Source organism: Bradyrhizobium sp. SYSU BS000235, assembly GCF_049747295.1.
Taxonomy (GTDB): domain Bacteria; phylum Pseudomonadota; class Alphaproteobacteria; order Rhizobiales; family Xanthobacteraceae; genus Afipia.
Map to the genome: position 1 here is coordinate 3,235,635 of NZ_JBMHJM010000001.1, position 13,866 is coordinate 3,249,500.

Annotated in this window: 14 protein-coding genes; 11 read left to right on the forward strand and 3 right to left on the reverse strand. The window is 60.9% G+C overall.

Annotated features, from left to right (window positions below; translation table 11 throughout):
* Nucleotides 1-92 precede the first annotated feature (92 nt).
* From ACP0KA_RS15075 to ACP0KA_RS15085, 3 genes are all read left to right on the forward strand, one after another.
* Nucleotides 93-1,754 (forward strand): electron transfer flavoprotein-ubiquinone oxidoreductase, encoded by a 1,662-nt coding sequence (locus ACP0KA_RS15075; protein WP_424629560.1) that lies wholly within the window; start codon nucleotides 93-95, stop codon nucleotides 1,752-1,754.
* A gap of 166 nt (nucleotides 1,755-1,920) precedes the next feature.
* The gene (locus tag ACP0KA_RS15080) at nucleotides 1,921-3,714 is read left to right on the forward strand and encodes a tetratricopeptide repeat protein (protein ID WP_424629561.1); all 1,794 of its coding nucleotides are present in this window, start codon (nucleotides 1,921-1,923) and stop codon (nucleotides 3,712-3,714) included.
* Nucleotides 3,715-3,835: 121 nt separating this feature from the next.
* Nucleotides 3,836-4,717: a 4-(cytidine 5'-diphospho)-2-C-methyl-D-erythritol kinase gene (locus ACP0KA_RS15085; RefSeq protein ID WP_424629562.1), complete on the forward strand. Its 882-nt coding sequence runs from the start codon at nucleotides 3,836-3,838 to the stop codon at nucleotides 4,715-4,717.
* A gap of 13 nt (nucleotides 4,718-4,730) precedes the next feature.
* Here ACP0KA_RS15085 and ACP0KA_RS15090 read toward each other — a convergent pair whose 3' ends face one another.
* Complete coding sequence (locus ACP0KA_RS15090; protein ID WP_424629563.1) at nucleotides 4,731-5,741, reverse strand: polyprenyl synthetase family protein; 1,011 nt, start codon at nucleotides 5,739-5,741, stop codon at nucleotides 4,731-4,733.
* A 98-nt stretch (nucleotides 5,742-5,839) separates the two neighbouring features.
* Between ACP0KA_RS15090 and ACP0KA_RS15095 the strand changes: the two genes are divergently transcribed.
* The 4 genes from ACP0KA_RS15095 to ACP0KA_RS15110 all read left to right on the forward strand — a co-directional run bounded on the left by ACP0KA_RS15095 (nucleotide 5,840) and on the right by ACP0KA_RS15110 (nucleotide 8,315).
* Nucleotides 5,840-6,067, forward strand: coding sequence for a DUF2007 domain-containing protein (locus ACP0KA_RS15095; protein WP_424629564.1), 228 nt, complete (start codon nucleotides 5,840-5,842; stop codon nucleotides 6,065-6,067).
* Complete coding sequence (locus tag ACP0KA_RS15100) at nucleotides 6,060-6,836, forward strand: methyltransferase (RefSeq protein WP_424629565.1); 777 nt, start codon at nucleotides 6,060-6,062, stop codon at nucleotides 6,834-6,836. The genes ACP0KA_RS15095 and ACP0KA_RS15100 overlap by 8 nt, the downstream gene beginning before the upstream one ends.
* 347 nt (nucleotides 6,837-7,183) lie before the next feature.
* On the forward strand, nucleotides 7,184-8,068 hold the full coding sequence (locus ACP0KA_RS15105) for a S49 family peptidase (RefSeq protein WP_424629566.1): 885 nt from the start codon (nucleotides 7,184-7,186) through the stop codon (nucleotides 8,066-8,068).
* A 61-nt stretch (nucleotides 8,069-8,129) separates the two neighbouring features.
* On the forward strand, nucleotides 8,130-8,315 hold the full coding sequence (locus ACP0KA_RS15110; RefSeq protein WP_424629567.1) for a hypothetical protein: 186 nt from the start codon (nucleotides 8,130-8,132) through the stop codon (nucleotides 8,313-8,315).
* A 22-nt stretch (nucleotides 8,316-8,337) separates the two neighbouring features.
* Here the strand turns inward: ACP0KA_RS15110 and ACP0KA_RS15115 are convergent, their stop codons facing one another.
* On the reverse strand, nucleotides 8,338-8,475 hold the full coding sequence (locus ACP0KA_RS15115; RefSeq protein WP_424629568.1) for a hypothetical protein: 138 nt from the start codon (nucleotides 8,473-8,475) through the stop codon (nucleotides 8,338-8,340).
* A 269-nt stretch (nucleotides 8,476-8,744) separates the two neighbouring features.
* Between ACP0KA_RS15115 and ACP0KA_RS15120 the strand changes: the two genes are divergently transcribed.
* The 3 genes from ACP0KA_RS15120 (at nucleotide 8,745) to ACP0KA_RS15130 (ending at nucleotide 13,009) form a co-directional block, all read left to right on the forward strand.
* On the forward strand, nucleotides 8,745-9,674 hold the full coding sequence (locus ACP0KA_RS15120; RefSeq protein WP_424629569.1) for a glycine--tRNA ligase subunit alpha: 930 nt from the start codon (nucleotides 8,745-8,747) through the stop codon (nucleotides 9,672-9,674).
* A gap of 3 nt (nucleotides 9,675-9,677) precedes the next feature.
* A complete protein-coding gene (gene glyS / locus ACP0KA_RS15125) occupies nucleotides 9,678-11,759 on the forward strand; it encodes a glycine--tRNA ligase subunit beta (protein ID WP_424629570.1) in 2,082 nt (693 codons plus the stop codon).
* Between the two features lie 143 nt (nucleotides 11,760-11,902).
* A complete protein-coding gene (locus tag ACP0KA_RS15130; protein ID WP_424629571.1) occupies nucleotides 11,903-13,009 on the forward strand; it encodes a hypothetical protein in 1,107 nt (368 codons plus the stop codon).
* A gap of 56 nt (nucleotides 13,010-13,065) precedes the next feature.
* Here ACP0KA_RS15130 and ACP0KA_RS15135 read toward each other — a convergent pair whose 3' ends face one another.
* Entirely contained in the window at nucleotides 13,066-13,428 is a 363-nt protein-coding gene (locus ACP0KA_RS15135; protein ID WP_424629572.1) for a DUF1236 domain-containing protein, read from the reverse strand.
* Between the two features lie 224 nt (nucleotides 13,429-13,652).
* On the opposite strand from ACP0KA_RS15135, the gene ACP0KA_RS15140 reads away from it, so the two are divergent.
* Nucleotides 13,653-13,793 (forward strand): DUF3096 domain-containing protein, encoded by a 141-nt coding sequence (locus ACP0KA_RS15140; protein ID WP_424629573.1) that lies wholly within the window; start codon nucleotides 13,653-13,655, stop codon nucleotides 13,791-13,793.
* Nucleotides 13,794-13,866 lie beyond the last annotated feature (73 nt).

Consider the following 13,866-nt stretch of genomic DNA (forward strand, 5'->3'; position numbering starts at 1 on the left):
TGCGCTGCAGCGAAACAGGGTTGTTCTTGCGCCGAAAATCGGGAAGAACGATGCTTAGAAGTATTCTGAAACGACAATTTTGAGATCACAGCATGAGCACCGAGCCGCTTCCTCCACGCGATTCCATGGAGTTCGACGTTGTCATCGTCGGCGCCGGGCCTTCCGGCCTGAGCGCGGCGATCCGGTTGAAGCAAATCAATCCTGATCTTTCGGTCGTTGTGGTCGAGAAAGGATCGGAAGTCGGCGCGCATATTTTGTCGGGTGCCGTGATCGATCCGATCTCGCTCGATAAGTTGATCCCGGATTGGCGCGAGGACGCCGATTGTCCGCTGAAGACCCAGGTCAAGGACGATCACTTCTATTGGATGACGGGCAGCGGCGCGATCCGGTTGCCGAATTTCATGATGCCGCCGCTGATGAACAATCATCATTGCTATATCGGCTCACTGGGCGACGTCTGTCGCTGGCTTGGCCCACGCGCCGAAGCGCTCGGCGTCGAAATCTATCCGGGCTTTGCGGCGGTCGAGGTTCTCTATGGCGAGAACGGCGAGGTGCGCGGCATTGCCACCGGCAACATGGGCGTGGCGCGCGATGGCTCGCATAAAGCGTCTTACACGCGCGGCATGGAGTTGCTCGGCAAGTACACCTTGTTCGCTGAAGGCGCGCGCGGCAGCCTGACCAAGCAACTGATCGCGAAGTTCGGGCTCGACAAGAATGCCGAGCCGCCGAAGTTCGGTATCGGACTCAAGGAAGTCTGGCAGATCGATCCGGCGAAGCACAAGAAGGGGCTGATCCAGCATTCGTTCGGCTGGCCGCTCGGCAATTCCACCGGCGGCGGATCGTTCCTCTATCACTACAACGAGAACCTCGTCGCAGTCGGCTTCGTGGTGCACCTGAACTACAACGATCCGTATTTGTCGCCGTTCGAGGAATTCCAGCGCTTCAAGACTCATCCGTCGGTGCGTGACGTGTTTGAGGGCGGCAAGCGTATTGCCTACGGCGCACGCGCCATCACCGAGGGCGGCTATCAGTCGGTGCCGCGCCTGACGTTCGCGGGCGGTGCGTTGGTCGGTTGCGCGGCGGGCTTCGTCAACGTTCCGCGCATCAAGGGCGTCCACAATGCCATGGGCACCGGCATGCAGGCGGCTGAGCACGTCGCTGCTGCGCTCGCGGCGGGCCGTGCCAACGACGAATTGGTCGAGTATGAAAACGCCTGGCGTGGATCGGCAGTCGGTCAGGACCTTTTCAGGGTCCGCAACGTCAAGCCACTGTGGTCGAAATTCGGCACCGTGCTCGGCGTGGCGCTGGGCGGCCTCGACATGTGGACCAACACGCTGTTCGGCTTTTCGCTGTTTGGAACACAGTCCCATGCGAAACCCGATCGCAAGACGCTGGATCCTGCCAAGGCCCATGCGCCAATTCCGGCGCCCAAGCCGGACGGCAAGCTGACCTTCGACAAACTATCGTCGGTATTTTTGTCCAATACGAACCACGAGGAGGATCAGCCGATTCACCTCAAGGTTGCCGACATGAACCTGCAGAAGACGTCCGAACACGATGTCTTTGCTGGTCCATCGAACCGGTATTGCCCGGCGGGCGTTTATGAGTGGGTCGACGAGGCGTCGGGTCCGCGCTTCCAGATCAACGCGCAGAACTGCGTCCACTGCAAGACCTGCGATGTTAAGGACCCTAACGGCAATATTACATGGGTTCCTCCCGAAGGCGGGGGCGGACCCAACTACCAGTCGATGTAAGCACGATTACGCGAGGATGGCGCGTGTTGCCACGATTGCGCCATAGTGACTATGGCTCCTCGCCCCATTCCCTCGTATCCTTGCGGATGAGGGCCGAACAAGCCATTCTTACAGTGCTGCTGGCCTGACCGGTCGCACTTACCCACTCATGGAGCCGGCGAGCGTGATGCTTTCACTTCGTTTCAATCGCGTGGCTGCAGCCACCCTCGCACTCGCTGCCGTGATGACGACAGCATCGCCCCTGTATGCGCAGGCGCGCACCACCGAGGCCAGCGAGGATGCCAAGCAGTCGACCTTCCCGACGGCACGTGATCTGGCCGGCCTGACTGTTTCCGGTAGCTACCTTGCCGCGCGCCACGCCAGTGTAGACCGCGATGCAGGGGCGGCCTCGGCCTTCTATCGGGCTGCGCTGCGCTCCGATCCGAAGAACTCCGAGCTTCTCGACCGCGCATTTATCTCGTCGCTGGCCGATGGCGACATGGACGAGGCCGTGAGGCTGGCTGAGAAAATTCTCACCGTCGACAAGAACAATCGGGTGGCGCGGCTGGTCATCGGCGTGCGGGCCCTGAAGCACAAGCAATATTCCTCGGCCCAGCAGAACATCAATCAGTCGATTCGCGGACCGATCACCGATCTCGTTGCCACTTTGTTGTCGGGCTGGGCGAGCTATGGTGCCGGAAACACCCAAGCTGCGATCTCGGGCATCGACAAGCTGGCCGGCCCTGAGTGGTATCCGATTTTCAAGGACCTGCACGCCGGCTTGATCCTGGAGCTTGCCAACAAGCAGAAGGAAGCAGGCGTGCGCTTCGATCGGGCCTACAAGCTCGATGATTCCGCCCTGCGCGTCGCGGACGCCTATGCGCGCTGGCTCTCGCGCAACAAGGACGCGGCGGCTGCAACCGCTGTTTATGAGGCATTCGACAAGAAGCTGGCGCGTCACCCGCTGGTGGTTGAGGGTCTGCGCGAGACAAAGGCCGGCAAGAAGCTGGCGCCGCTGGTGGACTCTGTCCAGCAGGGCGCTGCCGAAGCGCTCTACGGCATTGGTGCATCGCTGACCCGCCGCGGCGGCGAGGATCTCGCGTTGGTCTATCTTCAGCTCGCGCTTTACCTCAATCCCAACCACTCGCTGGCGCTGCTCTCGCTGGCCGATCTCTATGAGTCGGTGAAGAAGCCGCAGATGGCAATCAAAGTGTATGAGCGCGTCGCGGCGAATTCTCCGCTGAAGCGCAATGCCCAGATCCAGCTCGCGACCGACCTCGACGCGGTCGATCGGACGGATGAAGGCATCAAGATTCTAAAGACCGTCGTTGCGGAAGATCCGAAAGATCTCGAAGCGATCATGGCACTTGGCAATATCGAGCGCGCGCGCAAAAAGTTCGAGGATTGCAGCACGACCTACGGCAAGGGAATCGATGTCTCGGCCGAGAATGGCGATAAGCCGAACTGGGTTTTCTACTATTTCCGCGGCATCTGCAGCGAGCGGTCGAAGCAGTGGCCCCAGGCCGAAGCCGACTTGAAAAAGGCTCTGGAGCTGCAGCCCGAGCAGCCGCATGTGCTGAATTACCTCGGCTATTCGTGGATCGACCAGGGCATCAACCTGGACGAGGCGATGAAGATGATCCGCCGTGCGGTCGAGCAGCGCCCGGATGACGGCTACATCGTCGACTCTCTCGGTTGGGCTTACTATCGCATCGCTGACTATGACAACGCGGTGAAAAACCTCGAGCGTGCGATCGATCTGAAGCCGGAAGATCCGACCATCAATGATCACCTTGGTGATGCCTACTGGCGCGTTGGCCGCACGTTGGAAGCCAAATTCCAGTGGCAGCATGCGCGCGATCTGAAGCCCGATCCCGAAGAGCTGCCCAAGATCGATGCCAAGCTTAAGGATGGCTTGTCGGACGACACGTCCTCCGCAGCGGCTGCCGAAAAGAAGAAGGTCGACGGCAAGGGCGGCTGATCCCGATCGATCCGGGCTTGACCCGGCGCTCCATTCCTCGATAAACGGCGCGTTTTCTGGTGGATGCGCGGGTTAAGGCCCGCGCATCCACATGCCATTGCCCCGGAGCGGCTGACCTGAGATGACCCTCTTGACCGACACCGCCCGCGCCAAGGTCAACCTGACTTTGCGCGTTCTCGGCCGCCGCATGGATGGCTATCACGATCTCGAAAGCCTCGTGGCGTTCGCCGATTGCGCCGATATGCTGACCCTGGAGCCTGGTCCCCAGCTTGGTCTCACGACGACAGGCCCCGGCGCGCAAGACTGCGGCGATATGTCGGACAATCTGGTGGTGCGCGCGGCGCGTGCGCTCGCCGATCGCGTTCCAGGCCTCACCCTCGGGCAATTCACGTTGGACAAGCGGTTGCCGGTGGCGGCGGGAATCGGCGGTGGCTCTGCAGATGCCGCAGCTGCGTTACGACTGCTGGCCGGGGCGAACGGCCTCGAGAATGATGATCCGCGCGTGGTCGATGTCGCGCGCGAGACCGGTGCCGATATCCCGGTCTGTCTCGCCTCTCACGCCTGCACCATGACCGGCGTGGGGGAGAACCTGTCGATGCTCACTCTGCCGGAGTTGCCTTGCGTGATGGTCAATCCGCGCGTCGGCGTCGCGACCAAGGACGTGTTCACTGCGCTTGGCCTCGGCAAGGGTGAATTCCTCAGCGGCGTTGGCGATGTCATGCTGTCGCCGGGCTGGCCCGCCGATGCGTCCTTTGATCCATGGGTGGAAGCCATTGATGCTGGCACCAACGATCTTGAGCCGCCGGCGTTGAAGGTCGAGCCGGTGATCGGCGATGTCCTGTCCGCGCTACGCGCCACTGATGGCGTGCGCCTCGCACGTATGTCAGGTTCGGGCGCGACGTGTTTTGCGATTTACGGAAGCGGTGCGGAAGCGCGCGCCGCCGCGCAGACCATTGCCAAGGAAAATCCGAACTGGTGGGTGCACGCGGGCGTACTGAGCTAGGAGACCAACGCTCTTAGTGCGAGCGTGCCAGGCAGAACGCGACGACCTGCTCCAGCGCCGTCTTCATCGGCGACGATGGGAAAAGCGCCAATGCATCGACAGCCATCGCGCCATAGTGCTGTGCACGGCTCATGGTGTCTTCCAGCGCGCGATGCTTGGTCATCAGACCGATGGCGTGGTCGAGATCGTCGTCGTTGATCTCGCCCCGCTCCAGCGTGCGAATCCAGAACTCGCGTTCGACATCGCTGCCGCGGCGGAAGGCGAGCACCACGGGCAGGGTGATCTTGCCCTCACGGAAATCGTCGCCGACATTCTTGCCGAGCTTCGCGGCTTTGCCGCCGTAGTCGAGCACGTCGTCGACGAGCTGGAAGGCGATACCGAGGTTCATGCCGACCGAGCGGCATGCGGTCTGTTCGGCCTTGGGACGATTGGCAATAACCGGACCCACCTCGCAGGCGGCTGCAAACAGCTCAGCGGTCTTGCCACGGATCACGGCCAGATATTCGTCTTCGGTCGTGGCGGTATTCTTCGCGGCCGCCAGCTGCATCACTTCGCCTTCGGCGATGGTGGCCGCAGCCGACGAGAGGATATCGAGCGCGCGCAGCGAGCCGACTTCGACCATCATGCGGAACGCCTGGCCGAGCAGGAAATCGCCGACCAGCACGCTGGCCTCGTTCCCCCACAGCATCCGCGCGGAGAGCTTGCCCCGGCGCAGCTCGCTCTCGTCCACCACGTCGTCGTGAAGCAGCGTTGCGGTGTGCATGAATTCCACGGCCGCCGCGAGCTTGATATGCCCTTCGCCGCTGTAACCGGTCAGGTTCGCCATGGCGAGCGTCAGCATCGGGCGCAGGCGCTTGCCGCCGGAGGAAATCAAATGGTTGGCGACCTCCGGGATCATGGTGACTTCCGAGCCGGTCCGCGACAGGATGGTGGCGTTGACGCGTTCCATGTCGGAAGCGACAAGCGCAACCAATTGATCTATCGATGGTGTCGAGTGGCTCTCGAAGGGTACAATTACGGCCACGCCCGGTCTCCGGATGAAATTTTGGCCACCATAGAAACTGCCGCGCGGCGCGGCAAGAGGGGCCATATAGGCCGTTCTAGCAACAGGAGAAAGCTGCATTGCGCGAACTAATGCGGACCAACGATATGGTGCTGGTATCGGCCGTCGGCGCGCTGCTTGACGGTGCGAATATCCATCATCTCGTCCTCGACAATAACATGAGCGTTATCGAAGGATCGCTGGGCGTCCTGCCGCGGCGTATCCTCGTCCACGAGGACGATAATCTGGCCGCACGGCGCCTGCTGACCGAAGCCGGGCTGGCCCATGAGTTGCGGGACAATGGCTGAGCCGAAAGGCGATGTGACCGACGATCTGTTTCTGGGCGGACGGTTGCGGCTTCTCCAACCGAAGCGCGGCCATCGCGCCGGACATGATGCGATCCTGCTGGCCGCGGCAACGGCAGCCCGTGGGGGCGATCGTGTCGTCGATTTTGGCGCCGGGGTCGGCGCCGCTGGGCTGGCGGTCGCCACACGTGTACCCGGTATAAATTTGGTTCTCGTGGAGATCAACGAAGCGCTCGCCGCGCTGGCGCAGGCCAATGCCGATGCAAATCAGCTTCAGGCACAGGTCATCGTGCAGGACGTGACCGCAAAGGCTGCGGTTCTGGCCGCAGAAAGCCTCGGTGCGGACAGTGTCGACGTCGTGTTGATGAACCCGCCGTTCAACGACGCCGCGCGCCATCGCGCCTCGCCCGATGCGGGGCGGCAGGTCGCTCATATGGCGACACCGGAAACACTGCAAGAATGGGTGCATACTGCGCGCCGGGTTCTGAAACCCGGGGGCACGCTGACCGCGATCTGGCGGGCGGACGGGCTAGCCGGTGTGATCGAAGCGCTCGACCGTGGGTTTGGCAGTCTGGAAATCCAACCGGTGCATCCTGCAGCCGAAGCGGGGGCCATTCGGATCCTGGTGAAGGCGGTCAAGGGAGGACGCGCGCCGCTGGTTCTGCACCGGGGTCTTGTGCTGAGGAGCGAGACAGGGGCGGATGCCGGCGTTCAGGCCATTCTGGACGGCAGGGAGGTTCTGCCGCTGGCAAAGCCGTCTAAAGGGCCATAAATCGAGGCGCAGGGCGCCCGTGAGGGCTTATTGAGGAGCCGATTTCGACTTCACTTCCGGCGCGGATGTGAAGTGGATGGCCGTGAAAAGGGCGCCAATCAGCAGCATCAGGAGATAGATTTTCATCGGAGCACCTATTGGGCTGCGCCGGCAGCCAGATACTTCAAAAGCAACTTATGTTCCAGTTTGGGGCTCACCCGGTCGCGATGCCTGCAAACGCCGGGAAACCATCTCGACCGGCTGGGTAGCGCGAATTCCGACGCAAAGACAGTAAACCTTTGCTGAATGAACCGTGACTTCTTGATGCCAGTTGCCGAATAATAAACCGTAAATGTGAAGGACGTTCGATGTCTGACGAGAGTGGCCACAACGACGGATTTTGGAACCGGCTGAAGAGTGTCCTGCCCGCACGCTTGCGTGGCGGGGCGGTGGTGCCGGTGGTCCGGCTGTCCGGCGTGATCGGTGCGGTGACGCCGCTCAGATCCGGAATGACCCTTGCAGGCGTTGCCAAGACACTTGAGCGCGCGTTCGCGACCAAGGGCGCCAAGGCGGTTGCCCTGCTCGTGAATTCGCCCGGCGGGTCGCCGGTGCAGTCGCGTCAGATCTATCAGCGCATTCGTGCGCTCGCTGCCGAGAAGAAACTTCCGGTGCTGGTGTTTGTCGAGGATGTCGCGGCATCGGGCGGCTACATGATCGCATGCGCGGGGGATGAAATTTTCTGCGACCCCTCGTCCATCGTCGGATCGATCGGCGTTGTCGGCGGCAGCTTCGGGTTCCAGGAATTGATCAAGAAGGTCGGCATCGAGCGCAGGCTCTATACGTCGGGCGAGCACAAGGCGACGCTCGATCCGTTCTTGCCGGAGAACCCCGATGACGTGGCGCGCCTGAAGGCAATCCAGCGTGAAATCCATGACACTTTCATCGATCTGGTGAAGCAGAGCCGTGGCGCGCGGTTGCGGGGCGAAGACGGCTATCTGTTCACGGGCGAATACTGGGCTGGCGAACGTGCTGTGAAGCTTGGTCTCACCGATGCCATTGGCGATATCCGCACCGTTTTGCGGGTGCGCTATGGCGACAAGGTGCGGACGCCTGTGATCGCGCCCTCGGCAGGACTGTTGTCGGGAGCGCTCGGACGCAAGCCCGGTGCGGGTTCACTGAACGTACATAGTCTGCCGGAGGATTTGATTTCGGCGTTAGAGGCCCGCGCGATCTGGGCTCGCTACGGGCTTTGACGAATGTCCGTCTGGACTGGAAGTTGGTTGCTTGGTTGTCAAACCTGATGGGAGATAGTTCGTGCCGCCGCTGATTCTCATCGTCGCCGGAATTCTTGGCGGGGCGGCTCTGGTGCGTCTCGCGACGCGCGAGAGCCGACGCATCAACCGCGAGCTCGACGAAGCGCGCCAGGCCCATGTTGACGTTCGTGACGATGCGCCAACGCTGCGGCCTGATCCCGACACTGGGACATACCGGCCGGGCTAATGTTCCGTATCGAGCTGTCGCTTTAGCGATAGGGACGGAGATCTTCGGACATCATCGTGCCGATCCCGATGATGATGACAATGGCCGCCATGATTTCAGACACGAACATGATACGCCCCGGTACTGTTATATTTGGCCGGTTATCCGGCTTTTTGTTCATGGGCAGATTTAGCGGCGAGTTCCTAACGAAGGCCACATCGCCGTCCGGCTTTTGCCATGGCAGTTAAGGGGACGTTTCGCCGGCGCGCGATGTTTGAGCGATTTTCCGGCTAATCTGCAGTGGCGTTGACCGCCAAACCGGCGGGGAAGACGCGTCCGCGGACGACGGGTTTCCCGGTTTCCTTGCCTTGATTCCAGTCGCCTGCGCCGATACGGTCCGCGCGCAAATCAGGCCTCACCAATCCTTAAAGCGATCTTAGAAACCACCTCATGGACTCAACCCCGCCGCATATGCGCCCCGAACGCTCTTTCCAGGGCCTGATCTTGACGCTGCAGCGCTATTGGGCGGACTACGGCTGCGTCATCCTGCAGCCCTATGACATGGAAGTGGGAGCGGGCACGTTCCATCCGGCGACGACATTGCGCGCGCTGGGGCCGAAGCGCTGGAACGCTGCCTATGTGCAGCCGTCGCGCAGACCGAAAGACGGCCGTTACGGCGAAAATCCAAACCGGCTGCAGCACTATTATCAGTTCCAGGTGATCCTGAAGCCGTCGCCGCCGGATATCCAGGAGCTTTACCTGAAATCGCTCGCTGCCATCGGCGTCGATTCCCACCTGCACGACATTCGCTTTGTCGAGGACGACTGGGAGAGCCCGACGCTGGGCGCGTGGGGCCTCGGCTGGGAATGCTGGTGCGACGGCATGGAAGTGTCGCAGTTCACTTACTTCCAGCAGGTCGCGGGCGTCGAATGTGCGCCGGTCGCCGGCGAACTCACCTACGGCCTCGAGCGGCTTGCGATGTATGTGCAGGGCGTCGACCGCGTGTACGACCTCAATTTCAACGGCCGCGAGGGCGCCGACAAGGTGACCTATGGTGACGTGTTCTTGCAGGCAGAGCAGGAATATTCGCGGCACAATTTCGAGCATTCCGATACGGCGATGCTGTTCGAGCAATTCAAAATGGCTGAGAGCGCGTGCAAGACCTATCTCGAAGCGGGTTGGGAAGGCGGCAAGAAAGAGCGTCACCTGATGGCGCTGCCGGCCTATGACCAGTGCATCAAGGCGAGTCATGTCTTCAATCTGCTCGATGCGCGTGGTGTGATCTCCGTGACCGAGCGCCAGAGCTACATTTTGCGTGTTCGCGAGCTTGCCAAGGCGTGCGGCGAGGCGTGGGTTCATACCGAAGCAGGTGGAGCATAAGCGATGCCTGATCTTTTGCTTGAACTGTTCTCCGAAGAAATTCCCGCGCGCATGCAGGCGAAGGCGGCGGACGATCTGCGCCGCCTGGTCACCGACAAGCTGGTTGCCGAAGGCCTTGTCTATGAAGGCGCGAAGGCATTCGTAACACCGCGCCGCCTCGCGCTCACCGTTCACGGCATTCCCGTACGCCAGCCCGATCTCAAGGAAGAGCGTAAAGGACCCAAGGTCGGTGCGCCCGACGCGGCGGTCCAGGGCTTCCTGAAGGCGACTGGACTGAAGTCGCTGGATGAAGCGCAGCTTCAGAAAGATCCGAAGAAGGGCGACTTCTACGTCGCTCTCCTCGAAAAACCGGGTCGTCCGGCGATCGATGTGATCGCAGAAATTCTGCCCGTGATCATTCGCACCTTCCCGTGGCCGAAGCAGATGCGCTGGGGCGAACGCTCGGCGAAGCCCGGCGCGTTGACCTGGGTGCGGCCGCTGCATTCGATCATCGCCACTTTCGGTCCCGAGACCGAAGAGCCGGATGTCGTGAAGTTCGATATCGCCGGCATCGAGGCCGGACAGACCACCCGTGGCCATCGCTTCATGGCGCCGGGTGAATTCACCGTGCGTCGTTTCGACGACTATGTCTCGAAGCTGGAAGAGGCGAAGGTCATTCTCGATCCGCAGCGCCGCAAGGACATCATCCTGGCGGATGCCAAGCAGCTTGCGTTCGCGCAGGGCTATGAGCTGGTCGAGGATCAGGTGTTGCTCGACGAGGTGTCGGGTCTGGTCGAGTGGCCGGTGGTGCTGATGGGGTCGTTCGATGAGGATTTCCTCTCGATCCCGGGCGAGGTGATCCGCGCCACCATTCGCAACAACCAGAAATGCTTTGTGGTGCGCGATCCGAAGACCGGCAAGCTCGCCAACAAGTTCATCTTGACCGCGAATATCGAGGCCACCGATGGTGGCAAGGCGATCATCGACGGCAACGAGCGCGTGATCCGCGCGCGGCTGAGCGATGCGAAGTTCTTCTACGAAACCGACTTGAAGACGAAGCTGGAAGACCGGCTGCCGAAGTTCGCGCAGATCGTGTTCCACGAAAAGATCGGGACACAGGCCGAGCGCATTGCGCGCATCGAGCAGCTTGCGGCTGACATCGCGCCGCTCGTTGGTGCCGATGTCGAGAAGACCAAGCGCGCCGCGCATCTCGCCAAGGCTGACCTGCTCACCGAAGTGGTGGGTGAATTCCCCGAGGTGCAGGGCCTGATGGGGAAATACTACGCCCAGGCTGCAGGTGAAGATCCGAGCGTTGCGGCTGCCATCGAGGATCACTACAAGCCGCAGGGCCCAAATGATCGCGTGCCAAACGATCCGGTATCGATTGCGGTCGCGCTCGCTGACAAGATCGACATTCTAGCGAGCTTTTGGCTGATCGATGAAAAGCCAACAGGATCAAAGGATCCGTTTGCGCTCCGCCGTGCGGCGCTCGGCGTGATCCGGCTGCTGCTCGACAACTCGTTGAAGTTCAGCCTTGCGAAGGTTGCGTCGTCGCAGTTCGGCGCACAGAGCGACAAGATCACGGATCTGCTCGCCTTCTTCGCCGATCGCCTCAAAGTGCAGCTTCGCGACCAGGGCGCGCGGCATGACCTTGTCGATGCTGTGTTTGCGCTCGAAGGGCAGGACGATCTGTTGATGATCGTGCGCCGTGTCGAAGCCCTGGGGAAATTCCTCGACACCGATGACGGCAAGAACCTGCTTGCCGGCACCAAGCGTGCCGCGAACATCCTGCGCATCGAGGAAAAGAAGGACGGCAAATCGTTCGAAGGCGCGCCGAATGCGTCGCTCTATCAGCTCGATGAAGAAAAGGCGCTGGCGAGCGCTATCGGCCAGGTGAAGGCTGATGCAGGTGCCGCTGTTGCCAAGGAGGACTACGCCGCGGCCATGACGGCTATGGCCAAGCTCCGTCCTGCGGTCGATTCGTTTTTCGACAAGGTGAAGGTCAACGACGACGACCCATCCGTGCGCGAAAATCGCCTCAAGCTGCTCAACGAGATCCGGGCCGCGACCCGCGCCGTGGCGGATTTCTCCAAGATTCAGGACTGACGACGAGGTCTGCCCCACACTAGGGGCAGCTCTGTCCGGATTCGGGACGGAATTTACCGTTCGTTAACCATGATCTGAAAGGTTCCGTTCGCATAACGGTTTTTTAACCGAGGCTGTTTTTCGGCCCGCGCGAGGACCTTTAGATGACATCGATAGCTGCCTTTACCAACAACGCGTATGCCCAGTTCGGCTCGGCCTATGCGAGGGCTGCTGCGATTCAACCTTCGCTGGCCAACATTCTGAATGCAGCCGACACCGGAAGTTCTGTTGATCCGAATGCTGCGACGAATCTGACACTGTCGGACGCCGCCCGCGCCCGGCTCGCGAGTGCGGCGACGACCCCTGACCATGCCACTGTCGTGAGCAATGCGCGGAAGTCGCTCGACGATCTCTACGCTGCCGCACAGGTCACCCGGCCACTCACCAATGACGGCAAGCAGACAATCGATCTGTCGAAACTGGATCGCCGCTCGCTGTTCGCCATTTCAAGCAATGCCGGCGGAAAATTCACGGGGGATGAGCAAAGTGTTGCCTCCAACGAGCTGAAAAGCCGTCTCGACGCTGCGCTTGCGCCCGCAGCCGCAACCGCGGCGATGACGAACAATTACACTGTCGTCTACAAGGCCGCGCTCAATTATCTCGATGCCGCTGGCAGCGAGGAGAAAGCGACCTCGACATGGGCCGCGCAGCACGCGGCGGTTCAAAAGGGATATCAGGCCGCGCAACAGAAGCCGGATGCGATCCCCTCTGGCATTCCGAGTGATCCGGTTGCGGCTTATCTGGCGAAAAATCCTCACGGTACACCCGCGAAAGTTCAAAAGGATTTTGGCACTGTCGCAAAGGACGTGCGTACCGCGCTGGATACGCAGGCGCAGGACGCGAACCAGAATGGGCGGGAACTGGTGTACGAGCCTGGCCGCAAGACCGGCCAGCTGGTCGATTTCTCGACCATGGATGGCCGCGCGCTGTCGGCGATTGCCCTGAACCAGAACAACCTGTTCTCCTTGCAGGAAGTGATCGCGGCCAAGAAGGAATTGAACTCGCGGACGCGCAACAGCATGCTCTCGTCGATGAAGCAAAGCCAATCGAGCGGAGATCCCTTACAATTTAGCCTGGGCGTTCTGCAAAGCTATTCGGCGATGAGCGACGAAGAGCGCCTGGCGGTTGGTTGGACTCCGGCATTCCGCGACACGCTGGTCCAGAATTACAGGTCCACCAGCAGTATGATGTCCATGATGCAGGCTGCATAACGCGGCACAATAAAACCCGCCCAGATGACTGGGCGGGTTTTATGCCGTCTTAGCTGCTACTCGATCACCTGCATGACGCGTCGGGTGCGCGGCTCCACCAACAACGGACGATCGTTCACGACAGTATAGCGATAGCTTGTCGCGCCGAAGCGTTGCGGCACGTCGTAATAGGTCACGCCTGCTTCAGGAAGAATGGTGCCCACCCTCACCGGCGTATTGACGGAGTAGGAAGGCACGCGCTCTTCCACGACATACCGCCTGAACTGCGGGCGTTCGTCTTCGTCGATAAACCCGACGCCGGGACCGCTAAGCCCCGTCGTCACGCCTTCCTCGACGATAATGCGCTGCTGGGCCTGCGCGGCGAGCGGCATCGCTGCGGCGCTGGCCAGCAAGGCAACTGCGAGAATCGGTTTACGCATGGCTGTCGTCTCCTGAGAAAAATTGGGGCCTCTCGGCAATCATGCCGTCGGGTCAATACTTCCCACTGGGCATCGTTCCTGCGCCATGCGTGGCTTCATTGCGGCATTTTCGGGATCAACAGGAACTCGTATGGCGTTCAAAATCACCTGCTATCGTCACTGCGCACGCGAGGATAAATTTCTCAGCGATTCGCTTTGTCATTCCTGATTGCCGGAGACTCTTGATGCATCTCTCAACTCATCTTCAGCCGATCGTTGCCCTGGTTGCCGGCATTCTGATTCTCGTCATGCCCCGGCTGTTGAATTTCATCGTCGCGATTTATCTGATTTTGGTCGGGATTATCGGCCTGGGGATCATCAAGTAACGGCTTGGGGCGGTTAGTCGGAGACGGCACCTAGCCCTAAAAGTCACCACATTGACGTTGAGAATAGCCCTCG